15 protein-coding genes are annotated in these 17,254 nt (G+C 54.4%); 9 read left to right on the top strand and 6 right to left on the bottom strand.

Features of this window, described 5'->3' with window-relative positions; genetic code table 11:
• Positions 1-84 precede the first annotated feature (84 nt).
• Complete coding sequence (rpsB, locus tag DW806_RS05145) at positions 85-810, bottom strand: 30S ribosomal protein S2 (protein ID WP_110436512.1); 726 nt, start codon at positions 808-810, stop codon at positions 85-87.
• 296 nt (positions 811-1,106) lie between these two features.
• Between rpsB and DW806_RS05140 the strand changes: the two genes are divergently transcribed.
• Both DW806_RS05140 and DW806_RS05135 read left to right on the top strand, forming a co-directional pair.
• Positions 1,107-1,967 (top strand): polysaccharide deacetylase family protein, encoded by an 861-nt coding sequence (locus DW806_RS05140; RefSeq protein WP_147358076.1) that lies wholly within the window; start codon positions 1,107-1,109, stop codon positions 1,965-1,967.
• On the top strand, positions 1,968-2,213 hold the full coding sequence (locus tag DW806_RS05135; RefSeq protein WP_110436514.1) for a YlmC/YmxH family sporulation protein: 246 nt from the start codon (positions 1,968-1,970) through the stop codon (positions 2,211-2,213).
• A gap of 408 nt (positions 2,214-2,621) precedes the next feature.
• On the opposite strand, the gene DW806_RS05130 is transcribed toward DW806_RS05135, so the two are convergent.
• Both DW806_RS05130 and DW806_RS05125 read right to left on the bottom strand, forming a co-directional pair.
• Complete coding sequence (locus DW806_RS05130; protein ID WP_118480468.1) at positions 2,622-3,176, bottom strand: FumA C-terminus/TtdB family hydratase beta subunit; 555 nt, start codon at positions 3,174-3,176, stop codon at positions 2,622-2,624.
• Between the two features lie 2 nt (positions 3,177-3,178).
• Complete coding sequence (locus DW806_RS05125; protein WP_117492274.1) at positions 3,179-3,925, bottom strand: hypothetical protein; 747 nt, start codon at positions 3,923-3,925, stop codon at positions 3,179-3,181.
• A gap of 183 nt (positions 3,926-4,108) precedes the next feature.
• Between DW806_RS05125 and ilvA the strand changes: the two genes are divergently transcribed.
• From ilvA to DW806_RS05095, 6 genes are all read left to right on the top strand, one after another.
• Complete coding sequence (gene ilvA / locus DW806_RS05120) at positions 4,109-5,320, top strand: threonine ammonia-lyase (protein WP_118646328.1); 1,212 nt, start codon at positions 4,109-4,111, stop codon at positions 5,318-5,320.
• Positions 5,321-5,642: 322 nt separating this feature from the next.
• Complete coding sequence (locus DW806_RS05115; protein ID WP_118729326.1) at positions 5,643-7,994, top strand: phosphoketolase family protein; 2,352 nt, start codon at positions 5,643-5,645, stop codon at positions 7,992-7,994.
• 584 nt (positions 7,995-8,578) lie between these two features.
• On the top strand, positions 8,579-8,950 hold the full coding sequence (locus tag DW806_RS05110; protein ID WP_118729325.1) for a GntR family transcriptional regulator: 372 nt from the start codon (positions 8,579-8,581) through the stop codon (positions 8,948-8,950).
• Entirely contained in the window at positions 8,947-9,846 is a 900-nt protein-coding gene (locus DW806_RS05105) for an ABC transporter ATP-binding protein (RefSeq protein WP_117751839.1), read from the top strand. Before DW806_RS05110 ends, DW806_RS05105 begins: the two co-directional genes overlap by 4 nt.
• Entirely contained in the window at positions 9,821-11,992 is a 2,172-nt protein-coding gene (locus tag DW806_RS05100) for a DUF6449 domain-containing protein (protein WP_158578300.1), read from the top strand. Before DW806_RS05105 ends, DW806_RS05100 begins: the two co-directional genes overlap by 26 nt.
• Positions 11,989-12,522 (top strand): VanZ family protein, encoded by a 534-nt coding sequence (locus DW806_RS05095; protein ID WP_118729323.1) that lies wholly within the window; start codon positions 11,989-11,991, stop codon positions 12,520-12,522. Before DW806_RS05100 ends, DW806_RS05095 begins: the two co-directional genes overlap by 4 nt.
• 981 nt (positions 12,523-13,503) lie before the next feature.
• On the opposite strand, the gene DW806_RS05090 is transcribed toward DW806_RS05095, so the two are convergent.
• The 3 genes from DW806_RS05090 to DW806_RS05080 form a co-directional block, all read right to left on the bottom strand.
• Positions 13,504-14,283, bottom strand: coding sequence for a hypothetical protein (locus tag DW806_RS05090; RefSeq protein ID WP_118729322.1), 780 nt, complete (start codon positions 14,281-14,283; stop codon positions 13,504-13,506).
• Positions 14,284-14,289: 6 nt separating this feature from the next.
• Positions 14,290-14,835: a Panacea domain-containing protein gene (locus tag DW806_RS05085; RefSeq protein WP_118729321.1), complete on the bottom strand. Its 546-nt coding sequence runs from the start codon at positions 14,833-14,835 to the stop codon at positions 14,290-14,292.
• Positions 14,836-14,961: 126 nt separating this feature from the next.
• The gene (locus DW806_RS05080; protein ID WP_118729320.1) at positions 14,962-16,002 is read right to left on the bottom strand and encodes a tyrosine-type recombinase/integrase; all 1,041 of its coding nucleotides are present in this window, start codon (positions 16,000-16,002) and stop codon (positions 14,962-14,964) included.
• Positions 16,003-16,426: 424 nt separating this feature from the next.
• Here DW806_RS05080 and DW806_RS05075 point away from each other — a divergent pair, with 424 nt between their 5' ends.
• Positions 16,427-17,215, top strand: coding sequence for a BRO-N domain-containing protein (locus DW806_RS05075; protein WP_118729419.1), 789 nt, complete (start codon positions 16,427-16,429; stop codon positions 17,213-17,215).
• Positions 17,216-17,254: the final 39 nt, after the last annotated feature.

The following is a 17,254-nucleotide window of genomic DNA, read 5'->3' as shown; positions in this document are numbered from 1 at the left end:
AAAAACGTAGGGCACAACGAACACCGGCGCGCCGGGTCGTCGCGCCCTACGAACAACTCACTGAATGTTATATTGAGTTATGAATTACTCAGCCTTTGCGTCAGCCTTAGCCTCAACCTCGAGCTGCTCGCCCTGCTTGCCTTCCAGAACAGCGTTAGCCATGGTCTGGGAGATCAGCTTGATAGCGCGGATAGCGTCGTCGTTGCCCGGGATAACGTAGTCGATCTCGTCCGGATCGCAGTTGGTATCAACGATTGCAACGATCGGAATGCCCAACTTGCGTGCTTCTGCGATCGCGTTCTTCTCCTTGCGGGAGTCAACTACGAACAGAGCGCCCGGCAGCTCCTTCATTTCCTTAACGCCGCCGAGGTACTTCTCGAGCTTAGCGATCTCGAGCTGGAGCTTGATAACTTCCTTCTTCGGGAGCAGATCGAAAGTGCCGTCAGCCTGCATCTTCTGCAGCTGGTTCAGACGAGCGATACGGGTACGCATGGTCTTGAAGTTGGTCAGCATGCCGCCCAGCCAACGTGCGTTAACGTAGAACTGACCGCAGCGCTCAGCCTCTTCCTTGATTGCGTCCTGTGCCTGCTTCTTGGTGCCGACAAACAGGATGGACTTGCCGGAAGCTGCCATATCGCGTACGAAGAAGTATGCTTCCTCGAGCTTCTTTACAGTCTTCTGGAGGTCAATGATGTAGATACCATTGCGCTCGGTGAAGATGTAGGTAGCCATTTTCGGGTTCCAACGACGGGTCTGATGGCCGAAGTGTACGCCGGCCTCCAGCAGCTGCTTCATAGAAATTACTGCCATTTTGTTTTTCCTCCTTGGTTTTTCCTCCATCCCTGATCATCTGACAGCGGCAACAGAACAAGCGTCCCATCACCGACCGCTTTCATCACGGGATGTGTGAATTCATGCTATGATAGTTTACACCAATGGGGGAGGGATGTCAAGAGGAAAGTTGAAAATTGAGGATGAAAAATGGAGAATGCAGAATGAACGATACGGTTTACGGCGTTTCTCCGGGGTTGGCAGTGCATGAAATGCATACCGCAGGGTGCTGAAATCTTTTTTCGCTGCATAAATTATGACAGGAGGGGATTTCTTTGCGATTGGGTTTTCGTCACACCGCGTTTCAGGCGGTATGCACGGTTTTGGTTTTATGCTTTGCGATTGGACTGCTTGAGCGTGCCGACACGGTGCAGCCGGTATTCGGGGAGGACAGCGTGCGTGTACCGATTCTAATGTATCACAGCATTCTCAAGGACAGCGCACGGCAGGGCAAATATGTTATCTCGCCGGCGGTTTTGGCGGCCGATTTGGACGCCTTGCAGGTGAAGGGGTATACCGCTATAACGGTAAGCGATCTGCTGGCGTATGTGCAGGACGGTGCAGACCTGCCGGAGAAGCCGGTGATGATCACCTTCGATGACGGCTACTACAACAACTACATTTATGCCTATCCGCTGCTCAAACAGCGCGGAATGAAGGCGGTTGTGTCCATCATCGGCAGCCAGACCGCGCTTTTCACCGACAACGGAGAGGAAAACGCCTACTGGTCGCATTTGCGGCTTGACCGCCTGCGCGAAATGCAGGATGTGTTTGAGGTGCAGAATCATTCGTGGAACCTGCACGAGTACGGCGAACGCCGCGGCTGTCTGCGCCGCAGAGGCGAGGACGAAACGCGCTACGAGACGCTGCTCCGCGAGGACACCGAGCAGACGCAGACGCTCATCACGGACGCCGGACTGCCCGCGCCGACCTGCTATACCTATCCGTTCGGTGCGTGCTCCAAAGAGAGCGAAACGCTGCTCAAAAGCATGGGCTTCCGGTGTACGCTCGGGTGCGAGGAGCGCATCAATACCGTTACACGAAACCCGGACTGCCTGTTTGAACTGGGGCGGTTCAACCGTCCGGCAGGGCAGAGCACAGAAAGCTTCCTGCACCGCGCGTTAGGAGAGGATTAAATGCAGAATACCATGCGATTTTCCGAGCTGCACTGCCGTGAGGTGATCAATCTGTGCGACGGAGCACGGATGGGTGAGGTGAGCGATCTGCTGTTCGATCCGGTCTGTGGACAGATTACCGCACTCGTCGTGCCCGCGCAAAGCGGCATTGTCGGGCTGTTCTCTAAAAATGACTGCGTTATTCCGTGGGGGTGCATTGAAACCCTTGGGGAAGACTATATTCTGGTCCGGTATAGACCTAAATAATATAGGATTAGACCTGTACCGTAGGGCGGGGCACTCCAGAGTGGCTTCTCTTGCCCTACGGAGAAGGCAAAACCACATCAAATGCAAAAAGAAAAAGGCGGACAACCGTCCGCCTCAGCTTGTCGAAAAAGCAATATTCGATTTTTATGCTTCGTGCGGCAGCACGCATTCAATCGAATTTGCTTTGCAAATTCATAAATTCCGGGAGCATGGTCCAGCCCCCCCTCTCTTGCCGCTATGCGGCAATTCACCTTGTGTATCTCGGGATTTATACAAGGGAAGAAAAAATGTGTCCGCAGGACGCGGTTTTTCTTCGAGATTCGCTCGAAAGCGTGGTTTCGAGCGAGAGGCTGTTCGGAAAACGAAGTTTTTCGACAGCCTCAGGCGGACAACCGTCCGCCTTTTGGCTCAATCCTTCTTATACTTTGCAACGCCCTCGGTGTAGAGGTTGCCGCCGACCGAATCCTGCGAGACGATGGCGGAGAAATTCTCCACGGTGAGACGCTTGACCGACTCACAGCCCAGCTCGTCATACGCGATGACCTCGACATTCTTGATCGAAGCCGCCTTCGCCGCGCCTGCACCGCCGATGGCTACCATATAAACCGCGCCGTTGCGCGCCATTGCGTCCTGCACGCCCTGATTGCGCACGCCCTTGCCGATCATGCAGGCAAGACCTGCATCGAGCAGACGCGGTGCGAACGGGTCCATACGGCCGGAGGTGGTCGGGCCGACCGAGCCGATGACCTGACCCGGCTTTGCGGGGGTCGGTCCGGCGTAGTAGATCGCCGCGCCGTCGAGGTCGAACGGCAGCTTGTCGCCTGCGTCCATCGCGGCAACGATCTTCTTGTGTGCGGCGTCGCGCGCGGTGTAGACCGTGCCGGTCAGCGTTACGGTGTCGCCCGCACGCAGCTTCGGCGCCATTTCCTTGAGCTGTTCGGTTTTCAAATCGTAGTGTGCCATGCTTATTCCTCCGTTTTCGGGCGCAGATTGTTCAGAACCTCACGCAGTCCGTTTTTTGCCTTGTCCGGCTCGGGATGGGGTGCCTCGCCGTCCTTTTTGCCGAGCGACGCGCTGATCTTGTCAATTTCGCCGAGCACTTCACCGGCCTTGCGGGCCATCTCGGCGGATTCCTGCTGGTTGCGTGCCAGCACGGTGCGGTAGTTCTCCTTGGTGGCATCCAGCTGGCGGCGCACCTGCTCGATGGTCTCCATCGACTTGCGGCGCAGCTTCTGCAGCTCCACCTTGGCGTCCTCCTCGATCTGCTTGGCGCGCCGGTACGCAGAAAGCTCCATCTCGGCGATCTTCTCTCTGGTCGCATCGTATTCACCGCATTTGGCCGACAGCTTGGCGTTCTCCGAGGTCAGCCGGTCGTTTTCCGCCGCAAGCTGCGCCGCACGGGCGTTCTGCGCCTCGATCTCGGTCGCCTGAAGGGAAAAACCGCTTTCGATCTGGTCCAGCTGTGCGCGGATTTTATCGGTATCCAGCGTCATTTCGCCCAGCCGCTCGAGCAGCTCGGCGTTCTTCGCGGTAAGCGCCTCGTTCTGCGTGCGCAGCTCGTTCATCGCGGACTGAGCCTCGGTCAGCTGAGAGCGCAGCTCGGCGGTCTCGGTGTAGTATTTCGTGTCGGTTTCTTCTATGTAATGCAGTACGTCCTCGCGGTTAAAGCCGCCGAAGATGGCACTGCGGAATCCACGGGTTTGCTCGTCCATTGCAGTTCCTCCCACAATAATCTTTCTTTAGTATAGCAAATTCATGAGATAAAGGCAAATAATAATTAGTAATTACTAATTCCTAACTGCTAATTACTGACTCATATATATAATATGTGTCTTGCAATCAAAAAAAGAACGTGCTATTATTATCTTAACTTGCAAAAACGAGGAAGATGCTCAATGTTAGAATTAAAAGATTTCGAGGCAGCTGCGGACCGACTGAAAAACGTCATCCACAACATTCCGCTGTCTACGTCCTGCACCTTCTCCGCCATGACCGGCGCAGAGGTTTATCTGAAGTACGAAAACCAGCAGAAGACCGGCTCCTTTAAGGTGCGCGGTGCTTACAATAAGATTATGAAGCGCTTCGCTGAGGGCGACCTGCACGCTGTTGTTGCGTCCTCTGCGGGCAACCATGCACAGGGCGTTGCCTTTGCGGCAACCGCTGCCGGTGTAAAGTCCACCATCGTTATGCCGCGTTCCGCGCCGATTGCAAAGGTTTCCGCAACCCAGGGATACGGTGCCGAGGTTGTTCTGGCGGGCAACATTTACGATGAAGCCTATGCCAAGGCATGCGAGATCTGCGAGGAGACCGGCGCAGAGTTCATCCACCCGTTTGACGATGAGGATGTTATGGCGGGTCAGGGCACCATCGCGCTGGAAATCCTGCGCGACCTGCCGGGCGTTGACATGATCTTCGTTCCGGCCGGCGGCGGCGGACTGATCTCCGGCGTGGCTGCCTGCGCAAAGCAGATCAACCCGCGCATCCAGATCATCGGCGTACAGGCTGAGGGCGCACCGGCGATCGCAAATTCGTTCCGCACCGGTGAGCGCACTCCGTCCGATACCGTGCACACCATCGCTGACGGTATCGCCGTAAAGACCCCGGGCGAAAAGACCTTTGAGTATATCAAGAAGTATGTGGACCGCGTTGTCACGGTTTCTGATGACGAGATTGCTTCCGCTGTTCTGCTGCTGCTCGAGCGCTGCAAGCAGGTCGTTGAGACCTCCGGTGCGGCTCCGCTCGCGGCTGTGCTCAACAACAAGGTGGATGTAAAGGGCAAAAAGGTCGTATGCGTGCTGTCCGGCGGCAATATCGACGTTTCGTTCATCCACAAGATTGTGGAAAAGGGCCTGATTACCCGCTGCCGTCAGCTGAAGTTCTCTGTGCTCATGCCGGATGCACCGGGCGCACTCGAGCATTTCTCGCACATCGTTGCACAGCAGAATGCCAATATCATCCTGTTCCAGCATGACCGCGTACAGACGGACCTCGAGATCGGCGAGGCGATTATCCATGTCGTCTGTGAGGTCGGCGGCGTTGACCACGCCAAGCGCCTGATCGACACCCTCACCGATGATGGCTATAAGGTGTTTACTTCGCAGATTTGATAAAAATGCAATGAAATTACAGCGTTCCGCTTGGATAGAGCGGGACGCTGTTCTTTTTTCGGAAGAATGGAGAATTGAAAGTGAACGTAAACGTAAACCATCACATTCATTTTCCACTCTCCATTTTCAAGTACTCCTGCCTTGTATAACGCTCTACTCTCATGGCAAGATATTATATTGACAAATAAATAACGATGTGCTATTATCTCAGCGTGATAAGGAATGAAAAAACAGGTGGACGTTTTATCGCATTATTTGCCTTAAAACGGATAGAATAATAAAACCAAGCATACAGTCAACCGCAGAAAGGAAGCATTACGCTATGGCAGCACACATCAACGACGAAATGCTGAACAAAATGGACGCATACTGGCGGGCGGCAAATTATCTTGCAGCCGGTCAGCTTTACCTGCTCGACAACCCGCTCCTGAAGGAGCCGCTGAAGCCCGAGCACATCAAGAAGAAGATCGTCGGCCACTGGGGCACGGTGCCCGGACAGAACCTGATTTACGTTCACCTGAACCGCATCATCAAGCAGTATAATCTGGATATGATCCTGCTGTCCGGTCCGGGTCACGGCGGCAATTTCTTCGTGGCGAACACCTATCTCGAGGGCACTTACAGCGAGGTTTACCCGAACATCAGCGAGGACACTGAGGGCATGAAGCGCCTGTTCAAGCAGTTCTCGTTCCCGGGCGGCATTGCCAGCCACGTTGCACCGGAGACCCCCGGCTCCATCCACGAGGGCGGTGAACTGGGTTATTCTCTGGCGCACGGCTTTGGTGCGGTGCTGGATAACCCCGATCTGATCGCAACCGTAGTTGTCGGTGACGGCGAGGCGGAGACCGGCCCGCTGGCAACCTCGTGGCACGGCAACAAGTTCCTCAATCCGGTGACGGACGGCGTTGTTCTGCCGATCCTGCACTTGAACGGCTACAAGATCTCCAACCCGACCGTGCTGTCGCGCATTCCCGAAGAGGAGCTGCGCAAAATGCTCGAGGGCTGCGGCTGGAAGCCGTATTTCGTCGAGGGCGATGAGCCGATGAAGGTACACCGCGCACTGGCGGACACGCTCGACACCGTAACCGAGGAAATCCTCGCCATCCGCAAGCACGCCCGTGAGACCGGCGACACGACCCGTCCGATCTACCCGATGATCGTGCTGCGCACCCCGAAGGGCTGGACCGGCCCGAAGAACGTGGACGGCAAGCAGATCGAGGGCAGCTTCCGCGCGCATCAGGTGCCGCTGATGATGGACAGCCCGGAGCACCTGCCCATGCTCGAGCAGTGGCTGCGCAGCTACCATCCGGAGGAGCTGTTCGACGAAAACGGCAAGCTGATTCCCGAACTCAAGGCACTGGCGCCGACCGGCGAGCACCGCATCGGCGCAAACCCGCACGCCAACGGCGGTCTGCTCATGCACCAGCTGCGCCTGCCGGATTTCCGCGATTACGGATTGAATGTTCCGGCTCCGGGTGCGGTTGAGGGTCAGGATATGATCGAGCTTGGCGCTTATGTCCGCGATGTCATCAAGCTGAACATGGACAGCCGTAACTTCCGCGTATTCGGCCCGGACGAGACCATGTCCAACCGCCTGAGCCACATTTTCGAGGTCACCGACCGCGAGTGGAACGCTGAGCGTCTGGACACCGACGAATTCCTGTCCGCAAGCGGCCGCGTGATGGACGGCATGCTGTCCGAGCACATGTGCGAGGGCTGGCTCGAGGGCTATCTGCTGACCGGCCGTCACGGCTTTTTCGCAAGCTATGAGGCGTTCATCCGCATTATCGACTCGATGGCGGCACAGCACGCCAAGTGGCTCAAGGTCTGCAACGGCCTGCCGTGGCGTCAGCCGATCGCGTCGCTCAACCTGATTCTGGCTTCCAACGTATGGCAGCAGGACCACAACGGCTTTACCCATCAGGACCCGGGTTTCCTTGACCACATCGCCAACAAAAAGGCGGATGTTGTCCGTCTGTACCTGCCGCCCGATGCAAACTGCCTGCTCAGCTGCTTCGATCACTGCATCAAGAGCCGCAACTATGTCAATGTCATCGTGGCATCCAAGCATCCGCGTCCGCAGTGGCTGACCATGGAGCAGGCTGTGCAGCACTGCACTCAGGGCATTGGCATCTGGGAGTGGGCGTCCAACGATCAGGGCGCAGAACCGGACGTTGTTATGGCGTGCTGCGGCGAGACGCCGACGCTCGAAACGCTGGCTGCCGTGTCCATCCTGCGGGAAGAGCTGCCCGAACTCAAGGTTCGCGTTGTCAACGTGGTTGACCTGATGAAGCTGCAGCCTGAACGGGAACATCCGCACGGCCTGTCCGATGCCGAGTACGACATGCTGTTCACCAAGGATAAGCCGATCATCTTCGCCTTCCACGGCTACCCGACGCTCGTCCATGAGCTGACCTACCGCCGTCATAACCGCAACCTGCACGTTCGCGGCTACAGGGAGGAGGGCACCATCACCACGCCGTTTGATATGCGCGTGCAGAATGATATCGACCGCTTCCATCTCGTCAAGGACGTTCTGCTGCGCCTGCCGCAGCTTGGCAACCGCGGCGCGTACCTCTACCAGAAGATGAGCGATAAGCTGGTGCAGCATCAGCAGTATATCACCGAGTACGGTGAGGATATGCCGGAAGTCCGCGAGTGGAAATGGAAATAATGGAGAATTGAAAATGGAAAATGGAAAATGGAGAATGACCGTGAAGGGATGGTTCTCCGCAGGGCGCACATTGTGCGCCCTTTTTCTTTTGCAACGATAAATCATGTTCATACCGACAAATAACTGCACAAACATTACCGTAGGGTGCGGCAAGGTGAATTGCGGCATAGCCGCAAGAGAAGGTGCCCTGGGGTACGACCTCGGCGCACCGTTTGTAAATTCATCGGCAACATTTATCCCGTAGGGGAGCACAGTGTGCTCCCACGTTGTGGTTAAATGGGTGTGCGGCCGCTCCTTGCGCAGGCTCCGGTCGCGCTGCGGCCGCTCCTTGCGCAGGCTCCGGTCGCGCTGCGGGCGAACAATGTTCGCCCCTACGGTTACGCATGTGCAGACGGTTTACACGGTGCGCCGGGGTCGGCGCACCCTACGGTAAGGCTTTCTATCACGTTAATTACTAACTTCTAATTCCTAATTACTAATTATGCTTGACATGCCGTCTGGTTCGTGTTATTATCTAACTGTACTAAAACACACAGTACAGTTGATACACTCTCAAATCAACAAAAGGAAAGGAGGCGCGTCAGGTGATTAAAATCGACTATCGGGATGCCCGACCCATCTATGAACAGGTGGTGGACGGCATTGAGGGACTGGCTCTGCGTGGGGCACTGCCGGCGGACACCCAGCTGCCCAGTGTACGGCAGCTTGCGATGGAACTGTCGATCAACCCGAACACAATACAGCGCGCTTACGGAGAGCTGGAACGCCGCGGTGTGATCTACGCCGCAAAAGGACGGGGAAATTTTATATCGGACAATGCAGCGGTGCTGCGTTCCCAGAGGCTTAACGAACTGGGTGAGCAGATTACCGCACTGGCCGGTCAGGCGCGCTCGCTCGGGGCGACCGAGGAGCAGATGCGCGGCTGGGTAGAGAGGAAAGGAGAGAGCAGAACATGATTACGGCAACCAACGCGACCAAGCGGTTTGAGGACATCACGGCGGTCGATCACATCTGCGCGGAAGTTAAGGACGGCTCGGTCTACGGCCTGATCGGCTCGAACGGCGCGGGCAAGTCCACGTTCCTGCGCATGCTGGCAGGCATCCTGCAGCCGGACGAGGGCACGGTGCAGATCGACGGCAAGGATATTTTCGAGAACATTGCGATGAAGGAGCGGTTTTTCTTTATCTCGGATGAGCAGTTTTTCTTCCCGAACAGCACACCGAAGGAAATGAAAAACTACTACAAGCGCTTTTACAGCAAATTCGATGAAGCGCGCTACCGCAAGCTGATGAACGGCTTCGGTCTGGACGAAAACCGCAAGCTGCGGACGTTCTCCAAGGGCATGAAAAAGCAGGTTTCGGTCATCTGCGGCGTATGCAGCGGCACGGACTACTTATTCTGCGATGAGACGTTCGACGGTCTCGACCCGGTCGTTCGCCAGACGGTAAAGAGCCTGTTTGCCGAGGATGTAGCGGACAGAGGTCTGACACCCATCATCGCCTCGCACAACCTGCGTGAGCTGGAGGACATCTGCGACCATGTCGGTCTGCTGCATCGCGGCGGCATCCTGTTCTCGCGCGATCTGGACGACATGAAGCTCGGTATGTACAAAATGCAGTGCATTTTCCCGAATCCGCTGCCGGATTCCGCTTGGGAAGGCTTTGACATTCTGCACAAGGAGCAGCGCGGCTCGCTGTACACTATTACGGCGCGCGGCAGCCGGGAAGAGCTGCTCGCCAGGGTGAACGCGCTGAACCCGACCTTCTGCGAAATGCTCCCGCTGACGCTGGAGGAAATCTTTATCAATGAAACGGAGGTGGCAGGCTATGATGTCAAGAAACTCCTGTTCTAAGGGTCTCGTGCGGGATTGCATGAAACGCAATCTGTGGGCCATCGTGCTGTCCACGGTGGGATTCTTTATGGCGCAGCTGCTGCCGGTGATTATGACGGCGCAGCACAGCCTGTCGGCACATAAGCAGGATCTGGTCAATCTGAGTGCGGCAGATGCTGCGGCAAGCTGGCAGGGATATGTGGAGAGCGTCGGTGAGATGCTCGGCGGACAGAATGTGTTTGTCAAGCTGGCCGTCATCATTCTGGCGGTCACCTGCGGTGTGAGCATGTTCGCGTACCTGCACAACCGCCGCAAGGTGGATTTCTATCACAGCCTGCCGATTTCGCGCAGCCGCCTGTTCGCGGTGGACTACGCGACCGGTGCGCTGTGTGCGCTGGTGCCGTACCTCGTGCTGCATGCGCTGAGCATCGTCTGCACGTGCGCGATGGGCTTCGGTGAGGTAGTCAACGCATCGCTCATCGGCGTGATCGCGTCCAACGTCATTTTCTTCTTCCTGCTGTACGCGATGGCGGCTGTTACGACCATCCTGTGCGGCAACACGGTCATCACGCTGCTGCTCGGTCTGTGGGTGTACTTCGGACCGACGCTCGTAACCGCACTGTGGCAGGGTCTCAAGAGCATGTTCTTCCAGACCTATGTGACGGATGCCTCCGTGACTTCGCTGCTGTTCTGCAACAAGTTTGCACCGCTGATTCAGTATTTCGGCGTAAACGGCACGAAAATGCATAGCTGGGCAGGGGCAGTGGAGCCTGTCTATACGATGGATTACGCCGCCGGGCTGCAGGAGCCGAGTGCTATCGGTCTGCTGATCGGCTATGCGGTTGCGGCGATCGTTATCACTGCACTGGCGCTGTTCCTGTTCCGCATCCGCAAGAGCGAGCGGGCGGGCACGGCACTGGCATTCAACCCGATCAAGCTGCCCGTCAAGATTATTATCTGCGTGGTTATGGGTACGGCGTTCGCTGAGATTTTCAAAATGCTGGTCTACGAATCCGAGCTGTGGTTCTGGGTCGGTCTGGTACTCGGCACGGTCATTTTCCACTGCGTGGTGGAGATTATTTATGCGTTCGACTTCCGCGCCATCTTCCGCAAGCCGCTGCAGCTGGTTATCATCCTTGCAGTGCTGTGTGCGGGTCTGCTGACCATGCAGGCGGATGTGTTCGGTTATGATGAGTGGCTGCCGGATGAGGGCAGCATTGCAGCGGCAGCGCCGATGGGTTACGTCGGTGAATCGGCACTGCTCAGTGAGCCGGAAAACATCGCGGCAGCGCGGCAGCTGGCGGCGCTCGGCGTGGAAAGCCTGAATAATACGGATGAAAATGCACAGAAGGAGTGCATCACCGTCACCTTCAAGCTGAAGAACGGCAAGGTGAAGAGCCGTTCGTATGAGCTGCCGGCCACAGACGAAGTGTTCACGCTCAAAAAGCAGATTTACCAGTCCGCAGAGTACAAACAGAAGGCGTGGTCGCTGTTTGCGCTCGGCGAGGTCAATGAGGGTTATCACCGCAACATTGTTTTCTACACCAACGGTGACGGCTACAACGGCGTCGGCACACTCAGCGACTCGCAGAAGGCGCAGGAGATCATTGACACGCTCAAGGCAGAGACGCTGACCCACACCGGTGATGCCATGCCGGTGCTGCGCATGGAATTCTCGCAGCAGAACAACGACGATTATATCAGCGAGGGAGCGGTCTGCGTGACCGATAAGGATGTCAAGACGCTTGCACTTATCAAAAAGTATGCCAATATCGTTCCCAAGGCTGTCGGCGCGAAAAACGTAAAGCTGATTACACTGAGCATCTATCTGCCGGATAAAGACATCTGGCAGGGCGTGCAGGTGACCGACAGAGCGGACATTGACGCACTGCTTAAAAACGCGGTCAACATTGACGCAATGAATCTGTACGGCAGCAATGCGATGGCGTACGGCATTATGCAGCAGTTTGCCCGCAGCAGCGTATGCTTGACCTACACGGACGAAAAGGGCGATGAGTGGAACGCAAGCGCAGGCTACACCGAAGAGGATTATCCGGAGGATATCATCGAGAAATACCGTGCACAGGCGGAGAAGGACGCGGAAAACGGCGTCGGGTCTGTACAGGACGGTGATGTTGCCTATACGACGGAAGTGGCTGTCGGATGAGAAAGCGCGGTATCATCGGCACGCTGCTTCTGCTGGTGTATCTTGCAGGCGTGGGACTGTTCACCGGTCCCTCGCTGGCGCAGATATTCCTCGGCAGGCTGCCGCAGCCAAGACTGGAGCTCGTTCCGTTCGCGGATATGATTTCCGTGGTAAAATCTCCGGAGGCGCCCGGTCTGGGTCCGTTCGTGAACATTGCCGGAAATATCGCGCTGCTGTTTCCGCTCGGGCTGTTCCTGCCGCTGTTCTGGCGGTGGTTCGAGCGGGCAGGCCGCACCATCTGGTGGTGCTTCGGCACCTCGCTCAGCATTGAGCTGATACAGCTGGTCGCGGGCGGCGTCACCTCGGTGGATGATCTGCTGCTGAATACCCTGGGCGGCGCACTCGGCTTCGCGGCGGCAAAGCTGCTGATGAGAGCGTGTCCCAAACTCGCGCCGCGGGGCGAGGGAAGGGCAGAGTGGGCAGCACCGCTTGTCTGCTGGCTCGTCATCATCGCGGCAAGTACAATATCCGATCTGCTGATTCTGTGGTAGGAGACAGCGGGTCGCAGGATAGAGAGTAATATACGGAAAACAGGCACACCGAGAGGTGTGCCTGTTTTGGGGTTTATGTGATTGAAATACGAGGTAAATGCACAAAAGCCGCCCCGAAGAGCGGTTTATTGACAGTATGAAACCATGTATGCTATAATGAAGTTGCTGATATGGAACGGCGAGGTTATTCCCCCGGAATAAGGGGGTGACGCGCATGACAACAATGGAGGTACTTACGCTTCTGATGCTGCTTGCGACGGTTGTCTTCGGTATTTTGAACCTCAAGAAATAACCGCCACCTAAAAAGGCAGCGGCGTTTTCCTCAAGCTCTAAACTTGTTCGGGGAACGACCGCACCTGACACGTGAGAGCCGTTCTTATATCAGTATTATAAACGGACGCTCCGGTTTTGTCAAGTGATGAGACCGGAGCGCTTGTTTGTTGAGAGACATGGTTTTGCACCATATATCCCGTAGGGCGAACAGTGTTCGCCTAAATTACACGTTGTCATTGATTGGTAGGGGGGCGCACACTCCGACTCGCTAAGAGCCGCCTACGGCGGTTGCTCGCTGGACGCCCACTGCGGTGGGTGTGCGCGCCCCTAAGGGATAACGTCGCAAATGGCAATATATCGTTACAAACGGTCCGTGCTGGTAGATTTCATCATTGAACGACCGTTCTTTCCTTCGGATTGGGCGCGTGCCTGCCGTGATTGGCGGGTGCAGCCTTATGGCTTTACTGCCACACGCGTGCCTGCCCGTCCGGTGGTGGATTCGAACCACCGAAGTCATAGACGACAGATTTACAGTGTGGAGCAAACCCGCAGAATAGCTGACGATTTCGGGGTTGTTCCCTTATTATTCCCTTGTTCTTTAGATAAATATCACTCCGAAGTCGATGCCCTATACAGCAACATCTTTGCCTGAGGAGTAGGAATGGTATATGATGATGTATTATATTTGAACAGTTATGAAAATTTTTACTATCGCCTAAAAACAACCAATACAACCACTGCACTTATCAATACCATGATGTTAAAGTACAGAACATAAGGATATTTTCGGCGTAACCGTCCCCAGGCTCGATGATTTTCTGGGCAGGACTCACATTCTCTTCCTTTGCAAGATGCTGCAATGCTTTGATTCGCAATCTTAGATACTGCGTACATTAACATAAATAATGTGTTAAATGCAATAAATCCAACTATCAATAAATATAGAAGCATATTCTTCACATTCATATTATTTATGTTCGAGAAAGTTTCTGTCAGTAACTTGATCTCAGTTGAGAAACCCAATACTATACCAGAAAAAATACCTAAAATTGCAATAGATTGACCATGGAATCCATTGACACGGTCAAGTAGATCAGTTACATTTTTGTTGCTTTCTTTATTCAACTGTTGAGCTTGTTTTAATGCTTCATCCGCTTTAGCACTTAAAAATGCCACTTTCTCCATTCTAGCCAAACGTAATGCTTCTAACTTAATATGATCATATAACTTTGTCATACCCTTACTAAGGTTAGAATGATCGTCTGATATTCTCGACATCACTCGTTCAAGAACAGCACAGACATTATCGCGCACATCACTCTGAAAGCCCTCTAATTGTTGGGAAATTTCATAATATGAATGCCGAAAAGTACCATCGTTATAGATTTCTTGAAAATCATTGAGTAACTCGTCGGCTTCCTCATCAGATGGCTCAATATAATGTGTCATGCTCTCAATGAGTTCACTTAGTTTCTCAGAATATTCCATATCAGATTAAGAGTCCAATCCAAGAGGATCATTACATGCAAAGAATCGTTTAATTGCATTTTTGCTTATCATCTGTCGTGAAGCAGTATTTTTCCATGGATCCTCTTTGTGTGTCATACTTACTAATTGTCTTGCAGAATACAGTAAGCATTTGTTTAGGACCTTATGCAATAAATTAAATGCTTTACTATCAATCCGCAAAGAATTACCAAATTCATTGGCAGCAGTAACATCGATGTTATTGATAGGATTGCTTAGGTTTACATTATACTCAAAATAAGCTTCAGGAACAACCGGACCATATTGCCAGTTGTATATATCCTCATCAAAAGCAAGGGAATCTAAGCACCTCATAAAATATCCTTGAATATAGTATAAAATTTTCTGCAGCTGCAAGTTTGTAACCGTTCTACCATCATCAGCTGTCGTTGAACAAATATAGTTCGACAACGATAGCACGGGGTATTCTCGTTGCATACATTCCCCTCCTTTCAAATTTATTGTAACATAATTATCAGAAAAAGCAATATTCTTTCTAAATGCCATCCACATATCTACAAGCTCCTTTTTTATGATTTAAGAATACCCTTCAATATATGTCTGATATACCGTATAAATTGACCACAAATGGTCAACTAAGAAAAAATTCCTCCGATTTTTTTCGGAGGAATTACAAATTCAGTACGCCAGCTTCTGCGACGCCCGGCGCTGGTCGTCGGTATTGATGTGCGTATAGATCTCGGTGACCTTAACGGACGAGTGTCCGAGCAGGGTCTGCACGGCGCGCAGCTCGGCGCCGCCCTTGATGAGGTAGGTGGCGTAGGTATGGCGCAGCTTATGCGGCGACAGGCGGCGAATGGGCAGCCCATCGAAAAAGCTGTCGTACTGCCGGCGGAACGAGCCGGGTGTCATGTAACCGCCGCGCTTTGCCGGAACAACGTAGATACTCGTTTTCGGCGCGTCCGCCAGCACCGCGGCAAGCTGGTCACCGTAGGTGACAACGCGCACCCGCTCGTTCTTGGTCACGTCCACGGGCGCAAACTCGCCTTTGGCAACACGGGTGACAACGCGCCGGACGGTGATTGTGCGGTTCTTCCGGTCGATGTCGCGCCAGTGCAGCCCCATGACTTCCTCGCTGCGCAGACCGGCGTACAGCAGAATGGCAATCGCCACACCGAACGGTCGGTCAAGGTGAGAGAGCAGGCAGGCGATTTCGTCCGGCTTGTAGACGGTGATATTCTTGAATGTCGCGTCCGGCTTGACCTTGATACCCTCGCACGGATTGCGGCTGCACAGACCGTTCGCAACCGCGCTTTTCATGATCTGGTCGATGGTGATGAAGATGTGGTGGCGTGCGCTCTTACTGAGGTGCGCGGCGCTGCCCATCAGCCGCTCAATGTCGGCGGGCATGACCTTGTCGAGCGACATTTTGCCGAGCATAGGCAGGATATAGCGGTTGAAATACAGCTCGTAATTGGCGTAGGTGCGGTACTTGACCGACTGCTCTTTGCGTTCCAGCCACTCTGCGCCCCAGCCTCCGACCGACTTCCGCCGGGCCTGCGTCTGTTTACCTTTCTCGAGAAATTCCTCGTAGGCGGCTTTAGCGAGCGCACGAGTGCGCCTGCAGAATGACTTCTGAACATGGCTGCCGTCCGGCATATCGAGCCAGACACGCAGTTCCACACTGCCGTTCGGCTTTTTGCGGAAACTTCCGTTCATAATGATAAAACCCCTTTCTTATCGCATGAAGGTGTGATAAAATAGAGGTACTGATAGGTTTCGCGATTTGTCAGTACCTCATGTCCCGCTCTGGTGTTGGTAGCACCGGGGCGGGATTTTTTTGAAAAAATATTTGTTGAATATTTATAGTAACGCCAAAGATGCCAGAAAGCTCCGCAGAACGCTGCGAACCGCTGGTGTCGGTTGGATGAATGATAAAACGTATCAAAAAGTTCAGAAAACGCGAGATTGAAGTTTTTTCACCGTCATTTTGTCAATTTACAGAATTGGTGCCATGCGGTAAGATACCACCTGTAATTACAACTGAGCGCGCTCACCCCGAAATGGGGGACAGCATTGGAGTAACGCATGGCGGGGTATGTTCCCGCCGCTCCTTTCCACCTATGGACGAAAGGACAATGCAATGAGCAAAGAAATTCAGATTTTCGCAAATGACCAGTTCGGCGAGGTTCGCACGCTGACTAAGGACGGCGAACCGTGGTTTGTCGGCAAGGACGTAGCGGACATTCTCGGTTATTCCGATACCGCACAGGCGGTCCGCAAGCACATCGATGACGAAGACAAGGGGGTGGTTGAAATGACAACCCCCGGCGGCAAGCAGAACATGGTTATCATCAACGAGTCCGGCTTGTACAGCCTTATCCTGTCCAGCAAGCTGCCGGCGGCCAGAGCGTTCAAGCGCTGGGTAACGTCCGAAGTGCTGCCTGCAATCCGCAAGCACGGCGAGTACACGGCACCGAAGGTATCGCAGAAGCGGCTCGGCGAGGTCAACAGCGCGGCACGCATTATCCGCCAGACACTCAAGGAGGCCGGTATGGCGCCGCAGTTTGTTGCCGTTGCCATGAAGAGTCTGTACGCGCCGGTCGGTGTGGAGATCCCGCTCGAGGGCGTAACGCTGAACAAGCAACTGTTCGATGCGACCGCGATTGCTAAAAAGGTTGGCGTAATGTCCAGATCGGGCAAACCGCACGCACACGCAATCTCCGCGATCATCGCGCAGGTGGACGTACTGCCCGAGGAAAAAGAGCTTGCGCCGTTCCAGAGCGCCGTCAGCGGCCACGCCGGAACGAACGTGCAGTACACGAAGTCGGTCGTTGCCAAGGTCAGCCTGTGGCTGGAGCGCCACGATTACCCGGAAAGTTTTGAGTACCGGGGCAAGAAGTACACGCTGCGGTATAGTGCGGCAGCATAAATATCCTATCCCTGTTCACGGTTCTACCAGTGAATGGGG

Source organism: Butyricicoccus sp. AM32-19 (genome assembly GCF_003480365.1).
In the GTDB taxonomy this organism is placed as follows: Bacteria; Bacillota; Clostridia; order Oscillospirales; family Butyricicoccaceae; genus Agathobaculum; species Agathobaculum butyriciproducens.
The sequence above is the reverse complement of the archived record's forward strand: the minus strand, read 5'-3'. Positions and strand labels throughout refer to the sequence as shown.

Coding starts and splice junctions, on each gene's coding strand:
- rpsB (WP_110436512.1), bottom strand. CDS start 810: ATGGCAGTAATTTCTATGAAGCAGCTGCTGGAGGCCGGCGTACACTTC.
- DW806_RS05135 (WP_110436514.1), top strand. CDS start 1,968: ATGCAGAATACCATGCGATTTTCCGAGCTGCACTGCCGTGAGGTGATC.
- DW806_RS05130 (WP_118480468.1), bottom strand. CDS start 3,176: ATGGCACACTACGATTTGAAAACCGAACAGCTCAAGGAAATGGCGCCG.
- DW806_RS05125 (WP_117492274.1), bottom strand. CDS start 3,925: ATGGACGAGCAAACCCGTGGATTCCGCAGTGCCATCTTCGGCGGCTTT.
- ilvA (WP_118646328.1), top strand. CDS start 4,109: ATGTTAGAATTAAAAGATTTCGAGGCAGCTGCGGACCGACTGAAAAAC.
- DW806_RS05115 (WP_118729326.1), top strand. CDS start 5,643: ATGGCAGCACACATCAACGACGAAATGCTGAACAAAATGGACGCATAC.
- DW806_RS05105 (WP_117751839.1), top strand. CDS start 8,947: ATGATTACGGCAACCAACGCGACCAAGCGGTTTGAGGACATCACGGCG.
- DW806_RS05100 (WP_158578300.1), top strand. CDS start 9,821: ATGATGTCAAGAAACTCCTGTTCTAAGGGTCTCGTGCGGGATTGCATG.
- DW806_RS05095 (WP_118729323.1), top strand. CDS start 11,989: ATGAGAAAGCGCGGTATCATCGGCACGCTGCTTCTGCTGGTGTATCTT.
- DW806_RS05090 (WP_118729322.1), bottom strand. CDS start 14,283: ATGGAATATTCTGAGAAACTAAGTGAACTCATTGAGAGCATGACACAT.
- DW806_RS05085 (WP_118729321.1), bottom strand. CDS start 14,835: ATGTGGATGGCATTTAGAAAGAATATTGCTTTTTCTGATAATTATGTT.
- DW806_RS05080 (WP_118729320.1), bottom strand. CDS start 16,002: ATGAACGGAAGTTTCCGCAAAAAGCCGAACGGCAGTGTGGAACTGCGT.
- DW806_RS05075 (WP_118729419.1), top strand. CDS start 16,427: ATGAGCAAAGAAATTCAGATTTTCGCAAATGACCAGTTCGGCGAGGTT.